15 protein-coding genes are annotated in these 19,380 nt (G+C 66.8%); 9 read left to right on the top strand and 6 right to left on the bottom strand.

Annotated features, from left to right (window positions below; translation table 11 throughout):
* Positions 1 to 197 precede the first annotated feature (197 nt).
* Entirely contained in the window at positions 198 to 1,001 is an 804-nt protein-coding gene (locus tag VD964_RS04050; protein WP_349255951.1) for a DeoR family transcriptional regulator, read from the bottom strand.
* Between the two features lie 403 nt (positions 1,002 to 1,404).
* Here VD964_RS04050 and glpD point away from each other — a divergent pair, with 403 nt between their 5' ends.
* The 9 genes from glpD (at position 1,405) to VD964_RS04005 (ending at position 11,981) form a co-directional block, all read left to right on the top strand.
* Positions 1,405 to 2,973 carry a glycerol-3-phosphate dehydrogenase gene (glpD, locus tag VD964_RS04045; RefSeq protein ID WP_324865832.1) on the top strand — a complete coding sequence of 523 codons (1,569 nt, stop codon included), beginning with the start codon at positions 1,405 to 1,407 and terminating at the stop codon, positions 2,971 to 2,973.
* The gene (locus tag VD964_RS04040; RefSeq protein ID WP_324865830.1) at positions 2,970 to 4,073 is read left to right on the top strand and encodes an ABC transporter ATP-binding protein; all 1,104 of its coding nucleotides are present in this window, start codon (positions 2,970 to 2,972) and stop codon (positions 4,071 to 4,073) included. Before glpD ends, VD964_RS04040 begins: the two co-directional genes overlap by 4 nt.
* Positions 4,074 to 4,086: 13 nt before the next feature.
* The gene (locus tag VD964_RS04035) at positions 4,087 to 5,163 is read left to right on the top strand and encodes an ABC transporter ATP-binding protein (RefSeq protein ID WP_324865828.1); all 1,077 of its coding nucleotides are present in this window, start codon (positions 4,087 to 4,089) and stop codon (positions 5,161 to 5,163) included.
* A 13-nt stretch (positions 5,164 to 5,176) separates the two neighbouring features.
* On the top strand, positions 5,177 to 6,052 hold the full coding sequence (locus tag VD964_RS04030; RefSeq protein WP_324865826.1) for a sugar ABC transporter permease: 876 nt from the start codon (positions 5,177 to 5,179) through the stop codon (positions 6,050 to 6,052).
* A gap of 113 nt (positions 6,053 to 6,165) precedes the next feature.
* Positions 6,166 to 6,918, top strand: a complete 753-nt coding sequence (locus VD964_RS04025) for a carbohydrate ABC transporter permease (protein ID WP_149201473.1) — start codon at positions 6,166 to 6,168, stop codon at positions 6,916 to 6,918.
* A gap of 15 nt (positions 6,919 to 6,933) precedes the next feature.
* Positions 6,934 to 7,212, top strand: a complete 279-nt coding sequence (locus VD964_RS04020) for a DUF2160 domain-containing protein (RefSeq protein WP_324865822.1) — start codon at positions 6,934 to 6,936, stop codon at positions 7,210 to 7,212.
* A gap of 107 nt (positions 7,213 to 7,319) precedes the next feature.
* On the top strand, positions 7,320 to 9,083 hold the full coding sequence (locus VD964_RS04015) for an ABC transporter substrate-binding protein (protein WP_310119224.1): 1,764 nt from the start codon (positions 7,320 to 7,322) through the stop codon (positions 9,081 to 9,083).
* A 301-nt stretch (positions 9,084 to 9,384) separates the two neighbouring features.
* The gene (glpK, locus tag VD964_RS04010; RefSeq protein ID WP_324865816.1) at positions 9,385 to 10,881 is read left to right on the top strand and encodes a glycerol kinase GlpK; all 1,497 of its coding nucleotides are present in this window, start codon (positions 9,385 to 9,387) and stop codon (positions 10,879 to 10,881) included.
* A 584-nt stretch (positions 10,882 to 11,465) separates the two neighbouring features.
* Entirely contained in the window at positions 11,466 to 11,981 is a 516-nt protein-coding gene (locus VD964_RS04005; RefSeq protein ID WP_324865814.1) for a DNA-binding protein, read from the top strand.
* A 46-nt stretch (positions 11,982 to 12,027) separates the two neighbouring features.
* Here the strand turns inward: VD964_RS04005 and VD964_RS04000 are convergent, their stop codons facing one another.
* The 5 genes from VD964_RS04000 to VD964_RS03980 all read right to left on the bottom strand — a co-directional run bounded on the left by VD964_RS04000 (position 12,028) and on the right by VD964_RS03980 (position 19,338).
* A complete protein-coding gene (locus tag VD964_RS04000; RefSeq protein ID WP_324865812.1) occupies positions 12,028 to 13,653 on the bottom strand; it encodes a 3-(methylthio)propionyl-CoA ligase in 1,626 nt (541 codons plus the stop codon).
* On the bottom strand, positions 13,638 to 14,099 hold the full coding sequence (locus VD964_RS03995) for a MerR family DNA-binding transcriptional regulator (RefSeq protein ID WP_324865810.1): 462 nt from the start codon (positions 14,097 to 14,099) through the stop codon (positions 13,638 to 13,640). Before VD964_RS03995 ends, VD964_RS04000 begins: the two co-directional genes overlap by 16 nt.
* 90 nt (positions 14,100 to 14,189) lie before the next feature.
* On the bottom strand, positions 14,190 to 15,878 hold the full coding sequence (locus tag VD964_RS03990; protein WP_324865808.1) for a methyl-accepting chemotaxis protein: 1,689 nt from the start codon (positions 15,876 to 15,878) through the stop codon (positions 14,190 to 14,192).
* A 263-nt stretch (positions 15,879 to 16,141) separates the two neighbouring features.
* Complete coding sequence (locus tag VD964_RS03985; RefSeq protein WP_324865806.1) at positions 16,142 to 17,524, bottom strand: sigma-54 dependent transcriptional regulator; 1,383 nt, start codon at positions 17,522 to 17,524, stop codon at positions 16,142 to 16,144.
* Entirely contained in the window at positions 17,521 to 19,338 is a 1,818-nt protein-coding gene (locus VD964_RS03980) for a sensor histidine kinase (protein ID WP_324865804.1), read from the bottom strand. The genes VD964_RS03985 and VD964_RS03980 overlap by 4 nt, the downstream gene beginning before the upstream one ends.
* Positions 19,339 to 19,380: the final 42 nt, after the last annotated feature.

Here is a 19,380-nt window from a genome sequence, read left to right as displayed (position 1 = left end):
CGTACGAGGGTCTGGTAAAGCGGCAAACACCTTCGCGTACCACGACATCGGGGGGCTCCTTCCCTGAACGCCAGAGCCTCCCTACTGAATCCTTTTCAGCCCGCCGCGCTACCCTCTTTTCTCAAATGCGATTCCCCTGGGGCCGCAGGTGGGGGTGCCGCGTTTGAAGCTGTTTCGCCGAATCAGATAAATTCGCCTCAGTCCTCCGTATCCTCCACGTCGCCGTTCGCCGGCTCGCTGCCGTCGGCGACATGGACCTGGCAGTCGGCGTTGCCCAGCACCTCCATCAGCTCCGGCGGCGGCAGGCGGTCGGTGAACAGGGCGTCGAGCACGCCGACATCGGCCATGCGGATCATGGCGTTGCGGCCGAACTTGGTGTGGTCGGTGACCAGGAAGACCCGGCGCGAGCTTTCGATGATGGCGCGGGCGACGCGCACCTCCTGCTCGTCGTAATCGAGCAGGTCGCCTTCGGAGTCGATGCCGCTGATGCCGATGATGCCGATGTCGACCTTGTAGCGGCGAATGAACTCCACCGTCGCCTCGCCGATGATGCCGCCGTCGCGTTCGCGCACCAGGCCGCCGGCGATCGACAGGGCGAAGCTGGTGTTCTTGTGCAGGATGGTGGCGACGTTCAGGTTGTTGGTCAGCACCCGCAGCCGCTTGTGGCCGAGCAGGGCCTGGGCCACCGCCTCCGTCGTCGTGCCGATGTTGAGGAAGAGCGAGGCGTCCTCCGGCACATGGCGCGCCACCAGCTCGGCGATGCGGCGCTTTTCCTCCGCCATCAGGGTCTGGCGGGTGGAATAGGCGATGTTCTCCACGCTTGACGGCACGGTGACGCCGCCGCGGAAACGCCGCACGGCGGATTGGCCGGCCAGATGTTCGATATCGCGGCGGATGGTCTGCGGCGTGACGTCGAAATGTTCGGCCAGCCACTGGATCTGCACCATGCCCTTGGCATGGACCAGGGCAACGATCTCCTGCTGGCGGCGTTCGGCGTCCAGGCGCGCGTCCATCGGGGGGCTGTCTCCGGTCGGCTGGGGGTGGGGCGTCAGTGAATCAGATGCGCGGAATGGGTCAAAGCGAAAAGCGGGTGGCTGCGCTGCCGCCGGTCGATCCGCCGCAGAGCGCGAGCCTCACCGTAAGGGCAAGACTGTTTGCCAGACAAGCATATTCGGTAACGAAAGCCCATTGCCAATCGAAGGCAGTCCGGCGACCAGCCGCGCTCATCGTCCCGCCCGCGTCCCCCACTCCATTTCCCCGTAGCCAGTGGGAGCAAACCGGCGTAGCCTCAAAGCATGGTCCGCTGAACAAACATTTTCCTTTTCAACCGCGAACGAAAATCATATGTTCCGAAACGAAAGCGGCCGGGTTCGCAAGGAACCGGCGCGGTACGGAGAGGAACTCATGGCAAACGAGTCCGCAGTTACCGACCTTCTGATCGTCGGCGGCGGCGTGAACGGGGCGGGCATCGCCCGCGACGCGGTCGGGCGCGGAATGTCGGTGGTGCTGTGCGAACAGGGCGACCTTGCGGGCGCCACCTCGTCGGCCAGCACCAAGCTGATCCATGGCGGCTTGCGCTATCTCGAATATTACGAATTCCGTCTGGTGCGCGAAGCGCTGCAGGAGCGCGAGGTTCTGCTGCGCGCCGCTCCGCACATCATCTGGCCGATGCGCTTCGTCCTGCCCCACGACAGCAGCATGCGCCCGGCCTGGATGGTGCGCATTGGCCTGTTCCTTTACGATCATCTGGGAAAGCGCAAGCTTCTGCCGGGCTCGCACGGGGTCGACCTGACCAGCTCGCCGGCCGGAAGGCCGCTGGCCGGCGGTTTCACCAAGGCGTTCGAATATTCGGACTGCTGGGTGGAGGACAGCCGGCTGGTCGTGCTGAACGCGATGGACGCGCAGGCCCGCGGGGCGGAGATCCTGACCCGCACCCGCTGCGACAGGGCCGAACGCCGCAATGGCTTGTGGGAAGCGACGCTGGTCGATGTGACCACGGGCGCCACCCGCGTGGTCCGCGCCCGCGCGCTGGTCAACGCCGCCGGTCCGTGGGTTCGCGAGATGATCGCCAAGCGCACCGGCGTCACCGTCGACAAGTCTGTGCGTCTGGTGAAGGGCAGCCACATCGTCGTGGCGAAGATGTTCGAAGGCGAACACGCCTACATCTTCCAGAACGACGACCGCCGCATCGTCTTCGCCATCCCGTATGAGCGCGATTTCACCCTGATCGGCACCACCGACCTCGATTACTCGGGCGATCCCGGCGCGGTGGCGATCAGTCCGGAGGAAATCACCTACATGTGCCGGGCGGTCTCGCGCTATTTCGCGAAGCCCGTGCGCGAGAGCGAGGTGGTGTGGACCTACAGCGGTGTCCGCCCGCTGTTCGACGACGCCAGCGGCAACGCCTCGGCCGTTACCCGCGACTATGTGCTGGAGATCGACGAGCCGGCCGGCGAGGCGCCGATGCTGTCGATCTTCGGCGGCAAGATCACCACCTTCCGCCGGCTGGCGGAGGAGGCGACGGAAAAGCTGGGCCGGGCGCTCGGCAAGGGTGGCGTCACCTGGACGGCCGACGCGCCGCTTCCCGGCGGCGACATCGCCGACGCCGATTTCGCCGGCTTCCTGGCCGGGCTGAAGCGGAGCCGGCCCTGGCTGCCCGATGCGCTGGCCTACCGGCTGGCGCGGGCCTATGGCACGCGGGTCGACCGGCTGCTGGGCGACGCCAAGGGGCTGGGCGACCTGGGCATCGATTTTGGGGGCGGCGTCTTTGAAGCCGAACTCGACTACGCCATGCGGGAGGAATTCGCCATGACCGGCGACGACTTCCTGTGGCGGCGCTCCAAACTTGGGCTGCACCTGGACGCAAATGTCCGGGAAGCCATCGGCGGCTGGTTCGACCGGCGCCGCGAAGCTACGGCCAACAGGGACACGGGGGAAAGCTCCGGCCTGCGGTCGATGGGAGGATTGCGGTGACACTCACACTGGAAGGCGTGGCGAAGCGCGTCGGCGCCGAGCAGCATCTCCATCCCCTGTCGCTGGAGCTGCAACCCGGCAGCTTCAACGTCCTGCTGGGGCGGACGCTGGCCGGCAAGACGACGCTGATGCGGCTGATGGCCGGGCTGGATGCGCCCAGCACCGGGCGCGTGCTGGAGAACGGCAGGGACGTCACCGGCACATCGGTGCGCCATCGCGACGTGGCGATGGTCTATCAGCAGTTCATCAATTACCCGGCGATGACGGTCTACGAGAACATCGCCTCGCCGCTGCGCCGCCAGGGCAAGGACAAGGCGGAGATCGACGTCAAGGTGCGCCGCACCGCCGCCATGTTGCGGATCGACCCCTATCTTGATCGGCTTCCCGCCGAACTGTCGGGCGGTCAGCAGCAGCGCTGCGCCATCGCGCGCGCGCTGGTGAAAGGTGCCGGCCTTCTTCTGCTCGACGAACCGCTGGTCAATCTGGATTACAAGCTGCGCGAGGAGCTGCGCGCCGAGTTGCGGGACATCTTCGCCGACGGCAAGACCACGGTGGTCTACGCCACCACCGAACCGCAGGAGGCGCTGATCCTCGGCGGTAACGTCACGGTGATGCATGAAGGGCGGATGCTGCAGACCGGACCGACGGGCGACGTGTTCCACGCGCCGGTGTCGCTGGAATGCGCCGCGGTGTTCAGCGACCCGCCGATGAATGTGGTGGACGCGATCCTCACCAACGACCGGGTCGCGCTGTCCGACGGCACCAGCCTGCCGCTGTCGGTCCATGACCGCAACCTGCCGGCCGGTCCCTGCAAGGTCGGCATCCGCGCCAACCACCTGACGGTCCTGCGCCGGAACGAACGGCTGGTGCCGATCAAGGGGCGGGTGGAACTGTCGGAGATCAGCGGGTCGGAGACCTTCGTCCACCTGCACCATGGCGGCAGCACGCTGATCGCACGCGAAGACGGGGTGCACAGCCACCCGATCGGCAGCGAGATCCAGGTCTATGCCGATCCCGACCGCATCTTCGTCTTCTCCACCGCCGGGCAACTGGTGGCGGCACCCAACTGGCGGCGCAGCGCGCTGCGCAACATCGCTTAAGGGGGCGGGAGCGATGGCGACCATCCAATTCGACAATCTCGGCCACTCCTATCACCCGCATCCCAGCCGGCCTGAGGACTACGCGCTCCGCCGCCTGTCGCAGGAATGGGAGGACGGCAAGGCCTATGCGCTGCTGGGGCCGTCGGGCTGCGGCAAGTCCACGCTGCTGAACATCATTTCCGGCCTGCTGGTGCCCAGCGAGGGGCGGGTGCTGTTCGACGGGCTGGACGTCACCCGCTGCACCCCGGAAGAGCGCAACATCGCCCAGGTGTTCCAGTTTCCGGTGATCTACGACACCATGACGGTGTATGAGAACCTCGCCTTCCCCCTGCGCAACCGCAAGGTTCCGGCCGCGGATGTCGACCGCCGGGTTCGGCAGGTGGCGGAGGCGCTGGACCTGACCGCCGACCTCAAGAAGCGTGCCCAACGCCTGACGCCGGACGCCAAGCAGAAGATCTCCATGGGCCGCGGCCTCGTGCGGTCCGACGTGGCGGCCATCCTGTTCGACGAGCCGCTGACCGTCATCGATCCGCACACCAAGTGGATCCTGCGCCGCAAGCTGCGCCAGATCCATGAGGAATACCGCCTGACCATGATCTACGTGACCCACGACCAGGTGGAGGCGCTGACCTTCGCCGACAAGGTCGCGGTGATGTACGAAGGCGCCATGGTTCAGCTCGGCACGCCGCAGGAGCTGTTCGAGAACCCGCAGCACACTTTCGTCGGCTATTTCATCGGCAGCCCCGGCATCAACCTGATGCCCTGCACGCTGGGCAACGACCATGCGCTGGTGGACGGGATCCCCATCCCGCTCCCGGACCGTGCCGTTCCCGCGGTTGGCGGCAAGTTCGAGTTGGGCATCCGCCCGGAATTCCTGGAACTGACCCGCAGCGGCAACGCCGGCGCCATCCCGGTGCAGGTCACCGGCGTCGACGACCTCGGCACCTCTAAGCTGGCGACGGTGCGGCTGGGCAGCCACACGCTGAAGGCCCGGCTGAGCGAGGAGCAGGAAATCCCGGCGCTCGACGCCGCCATCCGTTTCCCCACCCGGTGGACCAAGCTCTACCGCGACAGCCATCTGGTCGGATAAGGAGCCGAGAGCCATGGATAAGGTCCAGGACAACCGGGCTTGGTTCCTGATCATCCCGGTCTTTCTGATCGTCGCCTTCAGCGCGGTGATCCCGCTGATGACGGTGGTCAATTATTCGGTGCAGGAGATCTTCGGCCCCGGCCAAACCTTCTTCGTCGGGACCGAGTGGTTTTCCGCTGTGCTGGCCGACGAGCGGCTGCACGATGCGCTGGTCCGCCAGATCGTCTATTCGCTGGCGGTGCTGGCGATCGAGATCCCGCTCGGCATCCTGATTGCGCTCGGCATGCCCGGCGGTCGCAGCGCCAAGACGTCGCTGACGCTGGTGCTGCTGGCCCTGCCGCTGCTGATCCCGTTCAACGTGGTCGGCACCATCTGGCAGATCTTCGGCCGCGGCGACATCGGCCTCCTCGGCGCCACCTTCCGCGCCATCGGCATCGATTACAACTACACCAACAACTCGGTCCACGCTTGGCTGACCGTGCTGGTCATGGACGTCTGGCACTGGACCAGTCTGGTGGCGCTGCTGTGCTACGCCGGCCTGCAGTCGATCCCGCCGGCCTTCTATCAGGCCGCCAAGATCGACGGCGCCTCAAAATGGGCGGTGTTCCGCTACATCCAGCTGCCGAAGATGCGCGGCGTCCTGATCATCGCGGTGCTGCTGCGCTTCATGGACAGCTTCATGATCTACACAGAGCCCTTCGTGCTGACCGGCGGCGGCCCCGGCAACTCCACCACCTTCCTCAGCCAGTATCTGACGCAGATGGCGGTGGGTCAGTTCGACATCGGCAAGGCCGCGGCCTTCTCCATCGTCTACTTCCTGATCGTGCTGCTGTTCAGCTTCATCTTCTATACCATCATCACCCGCACCGGCGAGGGAGAGAAGAAATGAGCAAGGCCGCGGTTCTCGCCCCCGGTTCGCTGAGTGCGCCGGCAAACATCCGCCGATCCTCGGCGCGGGTGTCGAACAGGACGATCGTTCTCGTTTGCTACATCGTCTTCCTCATGCTGCCCATCTACTGGATGGTCAACATGTCCTTCAAGACGAACGAGGAGATCCTGTCGGGCCTGACGCTGTACCCGCACAATCCGACGCTGCGCAATTACGCGGTCATCTTCACCGATCCCAGCTGGTACAGCGGCTACATCAACTCGATCTATTATGTGACGCTGAACACCATCATCTCACTGACGGTGGCCCTGCCGGCGGCCTACGCCTTCTCGCGCTACCGCTTCATCGGCGACAAGCACGTCTTCTTCTGGCTGCTGACCAACAAGATGGCGCCGCCGGCCGTGTTCCTGCTGCCCTTCTTCCAGCTCTACCAGACGGTCGGGCTGTTCGACACGCACATCGCGGTGGCGCTGGCCCACTGCCTGTTCAACGTGCCGCTGGCGGTCTGGATCCTGGAAGGCTTCATGTCCGGCGTGCCGCGCGAGATCGACGAGATGGCCTACATCGACGGCTACAGTTTCCCGCGCTTCTTCGGCACGGTGTTCCTGCCGATGATCCGGGCCGGCGTCGGCGTCACCGCCTTCTTCTGCTTCATGTTCAGTTGGGTGGAGCTTCTGCTGGCCCGCACGCTGACCTCGGTCGACGCCAAGCCGATCGCCGCGACCATGACCCGCACCGTCAGCGCGTCGGGCATGGACTGGGGCCTGCTGGCCGCCGCCGGCGTGCTGACCATCCTGCCGGGCGCGCTGGTGATCTGGTTCGTCCGCAACTACATCGCCAAGGGCTTCGCCCTGGGTCGGGTCTGAGGGAGGCCCCGCGTCATGGATATGGAATGGATGGCGTGGACCACGCCGACCGCGATCTTCTTCCTCTGCATCGCCCTGATGCTGGCCGGCATGACGGTGTGGGAGGTGGTGTCGCCGACGGTGGAGGCGAAGGGCTTCCTGCCGATGCGCACCACCCGCGGCGACCGCCTGTTCATCGGCCTGCTGGGCAGCGCCTTCATCCATCTGGGCTGGCTCGCCGCGACCGACGTGTCGCTGTGGGGCGCCTTCGCCGTCTCGCTGGTCTGGATCGCCATCGTGATCCGGTTCGGCTGAGGGAACGGTTTTCAAGGGATCGGCCGTCCCGGCGAAGCCCGGGGGGGCTGCGGTAAGAGCAAAACGAAACGTCAACCCGACATCAAGTCGATCAAGTGGGAGGAACCATGCTTCAGCACCAGACTCTGCGGCGCCGTCTGACCGGCGCGGTGATGGCCGGCGGCATCGGCGTTCTGCTGGCGATGGGGTCGGCGGCGCCGTCCGCCGCCATGACGCCGGAGCAGGAAACCGTCGCCAAGCGCATCATCGAGGAACTCCAGCCCTCCACGCTGTCCAAGGACGAGCAGATGAAGGAGTTGGAGTGGTTCGTGAAGGCGGCCGAGCCCTTCAAGGGCATGGAGATCAACGTCGTCTCCGAAACCATCACCACGCACGAATATGAATCGAAGACGCTGGCCCGCCTGTTCAGCGAGCTGACCGGCATCCGGCTGAAGCACGACCTGATCCAGGAAGGCGACGTCATCGAGAAGCTGCAGACGCAGATGCAGTCGGGACGCAACGTCTACGACGCCTACGTCAACGACAGCGACCTGATCGGCACCCATGTCCGCTACGGCCAGGCGGTCGCCCTGTCCGACTTCATGGCGGGCGAGGGCAAGGACGTCACCCTGCCGACGCTGGACCTCAAGGACTTCATCGGCACCAGCTTCACCACCGGCCCCGACGGCAAGCTCTACCAGCTGCCCGACCAGCAGTTCGCCAACCTCTACTGGTTCCGCGCCGACTGGTTCGCCCGTCCCGACCTGAAGGAGAAGTTCAAGGCCAAGTACGGCTACGAACTGGGCGTCCCGCTGGACTGGTCGGCCTATGAGGACATCGCCGAATTCTTCACCAACGACGTGAAGGAGATCGACGGCGTCCGCGTCTACGGTCACATGGACTACGGCAAGAAGGACCCGTCGCTCGGCTGGCGCTTCACCGACGCGTGGCTGTCGATGGCCGGCGCCGGCGACAAGGGCCTGCCGAACGGCAAGCCGGTGGACGAGTGGGGCCTCCGCGTCGAGGGCTGCCGGCCGGCCGGCGCCTCGGTCAAGCGGGGCGGCGACACCAACGGCCCGGCCTCGGTCTACGCCCTGACCAAGTATATCGACTGGCTGAAGAAATACGCGCCGCCGCAAGCCTCGGGCATGACCTTCTCCGAATCCGGCCCGGTGCCGGCCCAGGGCAACGTCGCACAGCAGATCTTCTGGTACACCGCCTTCACCGCCGACATGACCAAGCCGGGCCTGCCCGTGGTCAACGCCGACGGCACGCCGAAGTGGCGCATGGCCCCCTCGCCGCACGGCCCCTACTGGGAAGAGGGCATGAAGCTGGGCTACCAGGACGTCGGTTCCTGGACGCTGCTGAAGTCCACCCCGCTGGAGCGCCGCAAGGCCGCCTGGCTCTATGCCCAGTTCACCGTGTCGAAGACCGCGTCGCTGAAGAAGACGCTGGTCGGCCTGACCCCGATCCGCGAAAGCGACATCAACTCGGAGCCGATGACCGCCGCCGCCCCGAAGCTGGGCGGCCTGGTCGAGTTCTACCGCAGCCCGGCCCGCGTTTCGTGGTCGCCGACCGGCACCAACGTGCCGGACTACCCGAAGCTGGCCCCGCTGTGGTGGCAGAACATCGCCGAGGCGGTCACGGGTGAGCGTACCCCGCAGCAGGCGATGGACAACCTCGCCAGCCAGATGGAGCAGGTGCTGTCCCGCATGGAGCGCGCCAAGATCGGCGGCGAGTGCGCTCCGCAGCTGAACAAGGAAGAGGACGCCAAGGTCTGGTTCGACAAGCCGGGCGCTCCGAAGGCCAAGCTGGACAACGAGAAGCCCAAGGGCGAGACCATCGCCTACGACGACCTGCTGAAGGCCTGGAAGGAAGGCCGCGCCCGCTGATAGCGGCTGCGGCGACGGGTTCTCCCCCCGGCATTCGTCCTGGTTGAGCCGGAGGTGACCCTGGGGCGGCGGCATTCCTTCGAAAGGCTGTCGCCGCCCCGTTTTTACTCAACCACCTGCCAATCCCCTCTCCCCCCGGGGAGAGGGTTAGGGTGAGGGGGATGCACAACGTGGCTTTCAATTGTTGAAGCCGCTCTGCATTCTCCACAAAAGTCACGCCATGCGTCCCCCTCACCCCGACCCTCTCCCCGGGGGGAGAGGGAGAGACGCGCGAAAAATCGGATTAATGGGGACACGCACCATGAGCAAGGCCGGCCATATCCTCGCCATCGACCAGGGCACCACCTCGTCGCGGGCGATCCTGTTCGACGGCCGGGGGAGCCCGCTGGCCGAGGCGCGGCGCGAGTTTCCGCAGCATTATCCCGGCGACGGCTGGGTGGAGCATGATCCGGCCGACATCCTGCGCGATGTCCGCGCCGTGGCGCGCGGTGCGGTGGAGAAGGCCGGGGTCGATGTCGCCAGCATCGCCGCCATCGGCATCACCAACCAGCGCGAGACCGCCGTGGTGTGGGACCGCGCGACCGGCGAGCCGATCCATCGCGCCATCGTCTGGCAGGACCGCCGCACCGCGTCGCTCTGCCACGATCTGGTGGCCGCCGGCCATGCCGAGTTGGTGCGGTCCAAGACCGGCCTGCTGATCGACGCCTATTTTTCCGCCACCAAGATCGCCTGGATCCTCGACCATGTGCCGGGCGCCCGTGCGCGGGCCGAGCGGGGCGAGTTGTGCTTCGGCACCATCGACAGTTTCCTGATCTACCACCTGACCGGCCGCCGCGTGCATGCGACCGATGCGACCAACGCCTCGCGCACCATGCTGTTCGACATCCACGCCCAGGATTGGGACGACGAACTGCTGGCGCTGTTCCGCGTGCCGCGCGCCATGCTGCCGCGGGTGCTCGACAGCTCCGACGATTTCGGCGAGACCGACCCGGAGCTGTTCGGCCGGCCGATTCCCATCGCCGGCGTGGCGGGCGACCAGCAGGCCGCGGCCTTCGGGCAGGCCTGCCTGACGCCGGGCATGGCGAAATCGACCTACGGCACCGGCTGCTTTGCGCTGATCAACACCGGCGAGACGCCGGTGGTGTCCAAGAACCGGCTGCTGACCACCGTCGCCTACCGGCTGAACGGCAAGACCGCTTATGCGCAGGAGGGCTCGATTTTCGTGGCGGGCGCCGCGATCAAGTGGCTGCGCGACGGCATCGGCATCATCACCCATGCCAGCCAGACCGACGACATGGCCACCCGCGTGCCCGACAGCCACGGCGTCTATTTCGTGCCCGCCTTCGTCGGGCTGGGTGCTCCGCATTGGGATTCGGATGCCCGTGCCGCGATCTTCGGGATGGCGCTGGACGTCGGGCCGGCCCACATCGCCCGCGCGGCGCTGGAGGCCGTCGCCTTCCAGACGCGAGACCTGATGGAGGCGATGGCCGGCGACTGGGGCGGCACCATCAACGCGCTCCGCGTCGACGGCGGCATGGCGGCCAACGACTGGCTCTGTCAGTTCCTGGCCGACCTGCTGAACATGCCGGTCGAACGCCCGAAGGTGATCGAGACCACCGCGCTCGGCGCCGCCTGCCTTGCGGCCTTGCGGGTGGGCGTGTTCGACGGACTGGAGTCGGTCTCCGACGCCTGGGGCAGCGAGCGGCGTTTCGACCCGCGCATGGAGCAGGGCAAGCGTGACCGCCTCTATGGCGGCTGGCGCGACGCCGTGGCGCGGGTGCGGTCGGACCGCCGATAGGGCCGCGATGGCGGAATTTTGCAGAGAGTCTGACGCAGACGGACAAGTCGCCCCGTTCGCCCGCCGCTAATCTGATTTCGGTTGCGCGCTCCTCCCTCGGGTGCGTCGTCCTCGCCGGTCCAGCGGGGACACTGGGCCGGACGGTTCACGCCGTCCGGCCCGTTTTCTTTTTCGGTCGAATCGAAATGCCATACGCTTGCAGGATAGACGTCCGGCATGGAAAAGAGAAAAGGAGCGCCGCAAAGCAATCTGGTTGTCGGTTGACAACTGAGCCTGCGGTCCCATACTCATGTGCTGGAGACCGGAGTGACGCGGAACAGGCACCCGAAGAAGGAAATCGAGGACGCCATCCTCTATGCGGAGAGCCGGGGTTGGACCTGTCTCAAGGGGCATGGGCACTGCTGGGGCTTGTTGCGCTGTCCGAACAACGAAGCCGACTGCCGGTGCGGAGAATTTTGCCAGATCTCTGTCTGGAGCACGCCGAGGGTGCCGGAGAACGAGGCACGCAAGATCCGCAGGGCCGTCGATGGCTGTGTCTATGCGGACCGCAAGGGCGCCGACAAGCCATAGGGAGAGGATGCAGCATGTGGGAATTCGTCTTGAAATTCCGCCTGCCGCCGGGTCGGACAGAGCCGACGGCGTGGCTGGACGCGCTGTTCGAAGCGGGGTGCGATGACGCCACCGTCGGCACGGGCCGGCACGGATCGGTCGCCTTGGACTTCTCGCGGGAGGCGGTCTCGGCCGATGTCGCGATCCGCTCTGCCATCGCCGACGTGCTGAAGGCAATACCCGGCGCGCAGTTGACCGAAATCGCCCCGGATCTGGTCAATCTCGCCGATCTGGCGGAAATCGTCGGCTGTTCGCGCCAGAACATCCGGAAATATGCGGCCGCCGAGATTCGGACGGTGCCGGCCGCATTCCCGGACCCGGTCCATACCGGCAATCCGAGCCTTTGGCGCTTGGCCGAAGTGCTGGTCTGGTTCGATCGCAACACCGACTTCCACCCCGATCCCCGGACGCTTGAGCTTGCGCGTGTGGTATCGGAGGTCAGTGCCGACATTCAGCGACGGCGGCTTGCTGGACTGATCGCCGCTGAGTGATTCGAGACGCCAGGGGCGGAAGAAGACCGCCCCCGGCCTTGCGAACTCACACTCCCTCGGGGTCGGTCAGCATGTGGCGGATCTCGCTTTTCAGCAGCTTGCCGGTGGCGGTGTGGGGCAGGCTGTCGACGAAGCGGACATCGTCGGGGATGCACCATTTCGCGACCTTGCCCTCGAACACCGCCAACAGTTCCTCGCGGGTGACGGTCGAGTCCGGCTTGCGCACCACGACCAGGACCGGGCGCTCGCCCCATTTCTCGTCGGGAACGGCGACGGCGGCGGCTTCCTGGACGCCCGTGTGACCGACGGCGATGTTCTCCAGGTCGATGGAGCTGATCCACTCGCCGCCCGACTTGATGACGTCCTTGGTGCGGTCGACGATCTGGACATAGCCGTCGGCGTCCATCGTCACCACGTCGCCGGTCTCGAACCATCCCGGAACCATCTGGTGCGCCGGGCTTTCGGTCACGCCGAAATAGCCGGAGCAGACGGTGGAGCCGCGCACCAGCAGCCGGCCGAAGCTGGTCCCGTCGCGGGCCACATCGTTGCCGGAGCCGTCGACGACGCGGAACTGCACGCCGCAGATCGGCCGCCCCTGCTTGGAGGCCAGCGCCAGCGCATCGTCGGCGCTCAGCCCCGAATGCTTGCCCTTGGGCATGTTGGCGAGGCCGAGCGGGCTGGTTTCCGTCATGCCCCAGGCATGCAGCACCTCGACCCCCATCTCGCGGAAGCGCTGGATCATCACCGGCGGGCAGGCGGAGCCGCCGATGGCGATGCGGCGCATGGTCGTCAACTTCTTCTTGTTGGCGTCCAGCCAGTTCAGCAGAGCCAGCCAAACCGTCGGCACGCCGGCGGTGTTGGTGACCTTCTCGCTCTCGAACAGCTCGTACAGGCTGGCGCCGTCCAGCTTGCCGCCGGGGAAGACCAACTTGGCGCCGACCATCGGCGCGGCATAGGGAACGCCCCAGGCATTGACGTGGAACATCGGCACCACCGGCAGGACCACGTCGGACGCCGACAGGCCGAACACGTCCGGCAGGCAGGCGGCCATCGCGTGCAGGTAGGAGGAGCGGTGGCTGTACAGCACGCCCTTCGGGTTGCCGGTGGTGCCGGAGGTGTAGCACATGCCGCAGGCGGTGTTCTCGTCCAGCTCCGGCCAGTCGAAGCTGCCGGGCTGGTCGGCCAGCAAATCCTCGTAGCACAGCAGGTTGGGCAGGGAGGATTGCGGCATGTTGGCCCGGTCGGTCATCACGACGATGCCCTTCAGCCCGGCCAGTTCATGGGCGATGCCCTCCAGCAGCGGCACGAAGGTCAAGTCGGTGAACAGCAGCCGGTCTTCGGCGTGGTTGACGATGTAGGCGATCTGTTCCGGGAACAGGCGCGGGTTGATGGTGTGGCAGACCATGCCCGAGCCGCCGATGCCGTAATAGCATTCCAGATGGCGGTAGCCGTTCCAGGCCAGCGTGCCGATGCGGTCGCCCGGCTTCATCCCCAGCGCCGCCAGGGCGTTCGCCAGCTTCTGCGCGCGGACCCAGGCGTCGGCATAGGTATAGCGGTGGATCGGCCCCTCGGTCGTGCGCGACACGATCTCGGTGTCGGCGTGGTAGAGCGCCGCATGACGCAGGATCGACGTCACCAGCAGCGGCTCGTTCATCATCATTCCACGCAGCATCGTTTCACTCCCGGTTCGTTTCTCTTCTGTGTGGGCATATTCTGCATCGGGTTTTCGTCAGGCATGCAGGTGGCGAGCCGCCGCTCGGCGTCGATCTCCATCGCCTTCAGTTCGATGATCACTTCGGCGATTTCCGACTGCATTCGTTCAAGCTCGGCCAGCCGGGCGCGGATCTTGCGCAGCCCGTCGCGATACTGCCCGGCACTGGGCCGGCCGGAGCGGTAATGGGCGAGATAGTCGGCGATCTGCTCCAGCGAGAATCCCACCCGCCGGAACTTCAGGATCAGGATCAGCCGGGCGCGGTCGCGGTAGGTGAAGACACGGCGTCCCCCCGCCCGCTGCGGCGTCAGCAACCCCTTTTCCTCGTAAAAGCGCAACGCCTGCGGCGTGAGGTCGAACTCCGCCGCCAGTTCCGTCACGCCGTAAACCCGATCCCGTTCGGACATGGACAATCCCCTGCGCCAGCGGATTTCGCCACGGGCGCAGGGGGAAGTCAACGTCAATGAGCTAAAGCGCGCTTTAGACGGGAGAGATCGTCACCCGGCGCGGACCTGGGTCAGGAAGCGGTCCACCTCATGGCTCAGCGTGTCGGTGTGGCTGGACAGCTGGCGGACGGAGGTCAGGACTTCGTAGGCGACCTTGCCGCTCTGGCTGGCGGCCTGGTTGACGCCACCGATGCTGTCGGACACGGTCTGCGTGCCTTGGGCGGCCTGCTGGATGTTGCGGCTGATCTCGCGGGTCGCGGCCCCCTGTTCCTCGACGGCCGACGCGATGGAGGTGGCGACCTCGTTGATGTGGCCGATGACGCGGACCACCTCCTGCAACTCTCCCACCGCCTCGCCGGTCATCGATTGGATCTCGGCGACCTGGACAGCGATGTCGTCGGTCGCCTTGGCCGTCTGGTTGGCGAGCGCCTTCACCTCGCTGGCGACCACGGCGAAGCCCTTGCCGGCGTCCCCGGCGCGGGCGGCCTCAATGGTGGCGTTCAGCGCCAGCAGGTTCGTCTGGCTGGCGATGGAGTTGATCAGTTCCACCACCGCGCCGATTCGTTGCACCGCCTGGGCCAGCCCGTCGACCTTGCCGTTGGCGCGCTCGGCGATGCCGACCGCCTCGCGGGCGATTTCCGAGGATTGGCCGACCTGCCGGCTGATCTCGCCGATCGAACTGGTCAGTTCCTCCGTCGCGGCGGCGACGGTCTGGACATTGGCGGAGGTCTGTTCCGTCGTCACGGCGACGTCGCTGGCCAGTCGGCCGGTCTGATCCGCCGCCTGCGTCACCGCGCTGGCGCGGCTTTCCATCCCGGCGGCTTCCTCGACCACCGCATGGATGACGCCGCCGACCGCGTGCTCGAAGCGGTCGGCCAGTTCGGCGACGGCGCGCTGCTTGTCCGCCTCGGCGCGGCGGGCCTGCTCGGCCTGTTGGGATTCGAGCCGCTGTTTGGCCAGCGCATTCTCCTTGAACACCTGCGTGGCGCGGCTCATGTCGCCAAGCTCGTCGCCGCGGCGGGTTTCGGGGAAGGTGACGGTCAGGTCGCCATCGGCCATGGCCCGCATGCGGTCGGCCAGCGAGCGGATGGTGGCGCTGATGTTGTGCCCGACCAGCGCCAGCAGCACGATGGCCGGCAGGGCGAGGCCTGCGATGACGCCGAGCAGGGTCCAGAGCTGCGATAGGAACGCGGTCCATAGATCGTCGATGAAGACGCCGGTGCCGATGAAGATCCGCCAGGGCTCGAACCCCTTCACATAAGCCAGCTTCACCGCCGTCTCGGTGCCGCCGACCGTGCGCGGCCAATCATAGGCGTAGGTCCCTTCGCCCCTGGCCTTGATGATGCCGATCAGCGCCGGGATGACCGGCACCCCGGCCGCGTCCTTGATGCCGGAGACATCCTTGCCCATCAGGGCCTTGTTGACATGGGCGAAGCCGACGCTGTCGTAGGTGTGCGCGAACAGATACTCCTCCCCGCTGTAGCGTATGGCGAGGAAGGCTTCCTTGAAGCGGGCCTGCGCCTCGTCACGGGTCAGGCGCCCGGCCACGACGTCGTTTTCGAATCGGGCCGCCATGCTGTGCCCGGCCTCGACCATGAAGCGCAGGGCCTCCACGCGGTCCTGATACATGCGGTTGTAGCTGAGATAAAGTCCGGCGCCCGCGATCGCCATGCAGGCGAGGCTGGCAGTTGCCACCAGCATCAGCAGCTTCGCGCGGATGGAAAGAGAAGATCCGGTCATTGACCACCACCTTTCGGCGTATCGCAGTCGCCTTGTCGTGCAGAGTGTCGTCGAGAAAATTATTGCCTGAATATTGAACAGAATGCTTATCGATTGACCGCGCTACGGTGTCGCATGGGGATATGTCACGCAGGCAACAGCGAGTTTCCAGTATTTGAGCCGATTTGCAGGGATGCTCTGCTCGTGCGTGCTCTGGTTTTCGCTTCTGCTCGCCCGTCGCGAAAGTTGCCACAACCCATGGTCTCTGGCAGGGAGTGCGTCTCTCAGCTCCGCGGCAGGAAGCGGCTGCGGTCCAGCCCGTGGCGGGCCATCTTCTCGTTCAGGGTCCGGCGCGGGATGTCCAGCAGGTCCATCACCGCCTTGATGTCGCCTTTGCAGCGCTCCAGCGCCTGTTCGATCGCGCGCTTTTCGAAGGCATCGACCTGATCGGCGAGCGCCCGTGGGACCGCCGCCGCCTCTCCGCCGGCCGGCCGGCGGCGCAGCAGCCCGGCGACGCCGCTTCGCCCGACCGACAGGACATGGCGTTCGGCCAGATTGCGCAGCTCCCGCACATTGCCGGGCCAGTCATGGGCCAGCAGGGCGTCGAGGTCGGCCGGCTCCAGCGGGCGGGGCTCGCGGTTGTGGCGGGTGGCGAACTCGGCGGCGAAATAGTCGAACAGCAGCGGAATGTCCTCCGCCCTGGCCCGCAGCGGCGGGATGTGCAGTTCCGCCACGTTCAGGCGGTAATAGAGGTCGGCGCGGAACCGGCCCTCCTCGCTGAGGTCGAGCAGATCGATCTTGGTCGCCGCCACCAGCCGCAGGTCGACCGCGACCTGCTTGTTGGAGCCCAGCCGTTCGATGGTGCGTTCCTGCAACGCGCGCAGCAGCTTGACCTGGATGGCCATCGGCATGCTTTCGATCTCGTCCAGGAACAGGGTGCCGCCGCTGGAATGCTCCAGCTTGCCGGCGCGGCGCTGGGTGGCGCCGGTGAAGGCGCCGGATTCGTGCCCGAACAGTTCGCTTTCCGCCATGCTGTCGGGGATGGCGCCACAATTGACGGCGACGAAGGCGCCCTTCTGCCCCCTGGCGCCGAAATCATGCAGGCAGCGGGCGACCAGTTCCTTTCCCGTGCCGGTCTCTCCATGGATCAGCACGCTGGCGCTGGTGGCGGCGAGGTCCATCAGGTCGCGCCGCAACTCGGCGATGGCGGGGGAGGTGCCGATCAGCCGCGTCTCGATCCCACCACCGGCCGCCCGGCGGCGCAGGCCGCGATTCTCCAGCACCAGCCGCCGCTTCTCCGCCCCGCGGCGGATGACGGCGACCAGATGGTCGGGCTCAAACGGCTTTTCGATGAAGTCGTAGGCGCCGCGCCGCATCGCCTCCACCGCCAGCGCCACGTCGCCATGGCCGGTCACCAGGATCACCGGCAGGTCGGCGTCGCGTTCCAGTGCGCGTTCCAGCACCGCCATGCCGTCCATCCGCGGCATCCGCACGTCGGTGACCAGCACGCCCGGGAAGTCGGGCGACAGCAGGTCCAGCGCCGGCTGCGGCGTCTCGAAGCCCTGTGCGGCGAAGCCGGCCAACTGCAGCCATTGCGTCACCGACACGCGCATCGCCAATTCGTCGTCGATGAACAGCACGGGGGTGGCAAGCGGATCGGTCTTCATCGCGGTCCTCGCTCTGCGTCGGACGGTTGAGCTTCCGGCAACTGGACGACGAAACAGGCGCCGCCGTCGGGGTTGTTCTCCGCCCGCAACGTGCCGCCGAAGTCCCGCACGATGCCATAGGACAGCGACAGCCCCAGGCCAAGCCCCTGTCCAACCTCCTTGGTGGTGAAGAAGGGATCGAACAGCTGGAACTGGTGAGCCTCGGCGATGCCGGTGCCGCTGTCGCGGATGCGGATTTCCCAACCTTCCGCATCGCGGGCGGCGGTCAAGGTCAGCCGCCGCTCGTCGCTGCCGTCCATGGCGTCGGCGGCGTTGCGCAGCAGGTTGACGAAGACCTGTTCCAGCCGCACCGCGTCGCCGCGTACATGGGCGTCGGGCGGGATCGCCTGCTCCACCTGCACCTCCTCCTCGCGCAGGCGGGGGGCGAGCAGGGCCAGTGCGCGGTCCATCGTGCGGGCGACCGGTACGGCTTCGACCCGCGCCGGCCCCTTGCGGGCGAAGTCCTTCAGATGGCCGGACAGCACCGCCATCCGCTCCGCCAGATCACCGATCATGGCGAGGTTGTCGCGCACCATCGCCGTCTCGCCCCGTTCGGCCAGCAGCCGCGTGGAGGCGACGAAGGTGCGGATGGCGGCCAGCGGCTGGTTGATCTCGTGCGCCAGCGCCGCCGACATCTGGCCGAGCGCCGCCAGCTTGCCGGCCTGCACCAGCTCCTCCTGCGCCTCGCGCAGGACGCGGTTGGCGGTCAGCAGTTCGGCGGTGCGCTCCTCCACCCGGCGCTCCAGCATCGCCCGCGCCTCCTGCTGCAGCCGCAGGGCATGGCGCCGCTGCCAGCCCAGCGCCAGCGCCGCGGCCAGCAGCAGAAGTCCCATGGCGGTCAGCACCGCCGCCCCGGCAGCCTGCGCCTTCACCGGTTCCAGATCGGACAGGAAGCGGATGGTCCAGCCGAATTCTGGCAGGGCAAGCTCCTGCATCAGATAGGCGCGGCGGGAACCGCCGGGAACGGAATCGGGCAGACTGACCAGCCGGGCGCCGTTTTCCATCACCGGACCGTCGTGGAGGCCGAGCGGCATCACCTCGCTGCGATCGTACTGGCGGGTCTGCGCCAGCCGTGCCTTCACCGCGTCGGGGAGCGGGCGCAGGGCATGGTATTTCCAGTCGGCGTGGCTGGACAGGAAGACGATGCCGTTCTCGTCGGTCACCAATACCCGTTCGCCGCCGGCGGTCCAGTCGCGCTGGAGAGGCTCCAGGTCGATCTTGACCACGGCGACGCCGATCAGCCGCTCCGCCAGATGCACCGCGTGCGACAGGAAATAGCCGGGCAGGCCGGTGGTGACGCCGATGCCGAAATAACGCCCGCTGCCGGCCTCCACCGCCTGCCGGAAATAGGGGCGGAAATCGTATGTCTGGCCGACGAAGCTCTGCGCCGGATCGGCCCAGTTGCTCGCCGCCAGCGCCAGCCCGCTGCGGTCCACCACATAGAGCGCAGCCGAACCGGCCGCCGCGTTCGCCGTTTCCAGCCGCCGGTTCACGGCGTCGCGCAATGCGTCCGACGGCGCGTCCAGCAGATCCAGCACCTCATGGTCGCGGGCTACCAGGAAGGGGAGATAGTCGTAGCGGCCGACCGCGTTGCGGATGCTGCTGGCATACAGCCCCAGCCGCTGGTCGCCGTTCAGGGTCAGGGCCGTCCGCGCGTCGGCCTCCGCCCAGCGGTAGGCGCCCCAGCAGGCCAAGGCGGTGACCGCGGTCAGTGCCGCGACGAGAAACGCCAGCCTGCGGCGCCGCAGCGGACGGGTGGAGACGATGTCGGCCATGCTCCGTCTATGGGACGGTGGGGGCGATGCTGTCCAGCGGCT

Origin of the sequence: Azospirillum sp., from assembly GCF_035628975.1 — a bacterium.
GTDB lineage: Bacteria > Pseudomonadota > Alphaproteobacteria > Azospirillales > Azospirillaceae > Azospirillum.
Note: the sequence above shows the minus strand (reverse complement) of the source record. Positions and strands in the feature narration are given on the sequence as shown.